This window comes from uncultured Corynebacterium sp. (assembly GCF_945649885.1).
Taxonomy (GTDB): Bacteria; Actinomycetota; Actinomycetes; order Mycobacteriales; family Mycobacteriaceae; genus Corynebacterium.
In genome coordinates this window covers 1-3,072 of sequence record NZ_CALZFS010000192.1, presented here as the reverse complement: position 1 = coordinate 3,072, position 3,072 = coordinate 1, and the positions used below count along the sequence as shown (strand labels likewise).

The 3,072-nt window shown below is 57.3% G+C and carries 1 protein-coding gene and 1 pseudogene; both read right to left on the bottom strand.

The features are described 5' to 3' along the window. A partial coding sequence (locus tag Q0M74_RS13595) for a tubulin-like doman-containing protein (RefSeq protein ID WP_293955353.1) occupies nt 1-2,298 on the bottom strand: 2,298 nt, incomplete at its 3' end. Nucleotides 2,299-2,338: 40 nt separating this feature from the next. Beyond that, nucleotides 2,339-3,072: pseudogene (locus Q0M74_RS13590) on the bottom strand (hypothetical protein); the annotation flags it as partial.

The window sequence follows — 3,072 nt, the reverse complement described above, 5'->3', positions numbered from 1 at the left end:
GGTGTTGATCTTGAGATCAAAACGGGCGGCCTTGGGGTCACGGAGGCTGCCGGACCCGGATGGATCCCTGGTGAGGTCACGGGCGACCCACACGTCCAGGAGACGGATGAGGTCACGTGGGGCCTTCTCTGATCCGGATTTGGATTCCCATACACCGCTGACCACGCGCGTTGATGCTTCTGTCAAAGCATTCGCGTAGTCATTCTGCTCATTGATGTCATCGGTGGAGGAACGGACATGTGCCTGGAACTGGCCGGGGAAGGAATCCACGTCAGTCAGGAACACTTCATTGGCTGCCTGGCTGAAACGCTGTGGGACGGTGGTCTGCGATTCATCTGGCCACAGTGCCGGGACATTGGTTTTGAGCTGGGAGATACCCAGGTTGATGTCATTGGTGAGCTGATAGTCCTTCTCCAGGGAGTGGTGCTCACGTTGGATGGTGCGTTGGAGTGGGTAGATGAAGTTCTTGATGAAGTCATCAAGAACGTTTGCCATGTGTTCAGCAATATACTGGACTGCACGGGTGTGCAGCTGGGTGGTTGTTCCAGAAATGATCTCCTGGATGTAGCCCTCGGAGTCATCGATCCGGCCCTTGCTGTTCTCCAGTTCCGCACGGGTGTTGGCATCCAGTTCCACAGCTTCATAGGAACGGTTGGCACCAAGACCTGCGAGCTCACCGATCAGCTGGTTCTGTATCCTCGTGTGGAGGGAGCCGAGCACGCTCACTCCATAAGGGACACCGAATTTTGCGATCTCATCCCGGAGGAGATCGACAATTCTGGTCTGTAGGACATCCGCGCTGGCCCAATCAGCCACACCGGTATAGAGCTCATTACGCTGATCAAGGTCGATGCGTTGGCTACTTGCCTGGAAGGCACGTTGGACGTCACTGATCCATTCATTTCCACGCCTCCCATTGGCTGCAGGAATCTGGTCCTTGATCAGGCTCTTCATGCGCTGGGTCCAGTTTTCAATCACCTGGTTGAAGCCCTGGTGGATCCAATCTCCCACCGGTTGGTTGATGGGGAGGACATCCTGGAGGTTACCGAGCAGGGAGGGGAGGTTATTCTCCAGGCGTTTCTGAAGCTGCTGATCAGATGCTGCGTCATTGTTCGGATCGAAATGTCCCTTGAGCAGGCGGTCCACTGCTGAACGTGCCAGTCGCTGCGCTGCGTATTCTGCATAGCGGTCACGTCCCATGGAAAGCTGTGAGTAACCGTAGCTTCCCCACGGGATGTTCTTGGATTCCTGTGCTCCCCAAGCGTATTTGCTCTGGTCGGCGCTGCCGCCACCACGGTTGCCCAGGGTGAACTGTTCAAAATTGTCCATGGAGACTTCATCAGCCATGAGTGCTGCGAGACCACGGCCGAGCGCACGGTAGACGGTGTCAGGTTTTCCATCACCTAGCAGCGCACCGTTTTCACCCGAGCGGATACCCACGGGGAAGATACGTCCGACAGGGATGGAATCATCACCTACTGCCACGCCGAGAGCGTTGAAGAGACGGGAGTCCTCCTCAGAGGCTGCACCCATCTGTGCTGCTGCCAGTTCGGCGAACATCGCCAGAGCATTGGGGTTGGTGCCGGCAACCTGGTCCGGGGACAGCTGGGAGAAGATATCCGGGGTCACCATGAACAGAGAGCTCAAGCCCACGGCATTGCCCTCAAGTCCGGTGAGGAGCCTGCAGATATCCAGCGCCATGGAGGCACCTGCGCCACCGGCCATCGAGGAGACGACGAAGATGATCGGCTGTTCTTTAGAGGTTTCACCACTGGAGACAGAGGTGCCGTAGAGCGCTGAGCGCAGGTCTGCCAGTTCACGCTCGGTTTCACCGCTGAACAGGACATCCCACGATTTGCGTAATTCAGCCTGGATTTCCTGGAGCCGGCTCAGGATGAGCATGCGGCCGATCGAACGGTACTGGCCAGCACCCTTACTGATAGGGGTGGTTTCAGAGTCTGGATTGCGCAGCGCCCAGGAAGATACACCACCCAGGGCACCACGTGCAGAAAGCTGGTTGGACACAGCAGTGTCTACCGTGGCGTAGCGGTCGGAGGATCCACAGGAGATATAACGGCCACCGGCTTCAGGAACATTCGGAAGGTTGGGGCCGGGGCTCTCTGGTGAGGTCGGGACGTCCACAGAGACGAATTGCCAGGCACCGGGAAGCTTGGCTTCCTTGGGGTTGGGGTAACGGTCAGGAAGATTGTCCGCGAGGGTCGTCTTCAACTGGTCCATCATATAAGCAAGAGTCTTGGCACCGGAGCCACCGCAACCGACAACTAGAACTTTCTTCATATTTAAATCCTCAAATCAGTAATTAATCGCTAGATATAAGTTAACGTGCGCCGAAGCCGCCGCCGGAACCAAAACCACCCGAGCCGAAGCCACCCGAGCCTGGGGTGTTATCACCGGTGCCGCCAGAGCCAGAGCCGAAACCGCCAGCTCCACCACCAGATCCCCCACTGGAACCAAAGCCACCACCGGAGCCACCAGTTCCCGGGGTGGAACCAGGGGTGGTGGCACCGCTGCCAAACCCTCCGGAGCCGAAGCCACCACCGGAGATGGTTGGCTTCTCTTCCTTTTGTGGTTTGGGTGCGCGACCGCGCGGTGGGGTCTTGGTGGGTTGGGTGTTCGTGGCGTCGTCAAGCTGTTTTTGCAGTTCACGGGCGCGGTCAGGAGCCTTGCTGATGATGTCTGTGAGCATGCGGTCGAGCTTGTTCTGCTCAGCCGGGAGATTGGTCAGCGCTATCAGTTCCATCTTGCTGCGATCTGCACCGCTGGCCGCAATGAACCAGTTACCTTGGACCGCCAGAGGCAATTTGGCCTGGGAACCCTTCTGTCTGCCATCAAAGCTGATGGATGGGGTCGTCTCCACGATCACAGACGGTGAGGTGAATGGGTTCCAATGGAATTGTTGGACATTCAAGGTGTGCCCCTCCGCGTTGAAGCTCTTTCCGTGGACCGTGATCTGATTGGAATTGACGGTCTTTGATGCCAGATCCGGGGAACTCTTTCCTTCATAGCGCAACGCTTCACCGGAGAATTCCAGTGGAATACGCACAGCGCACA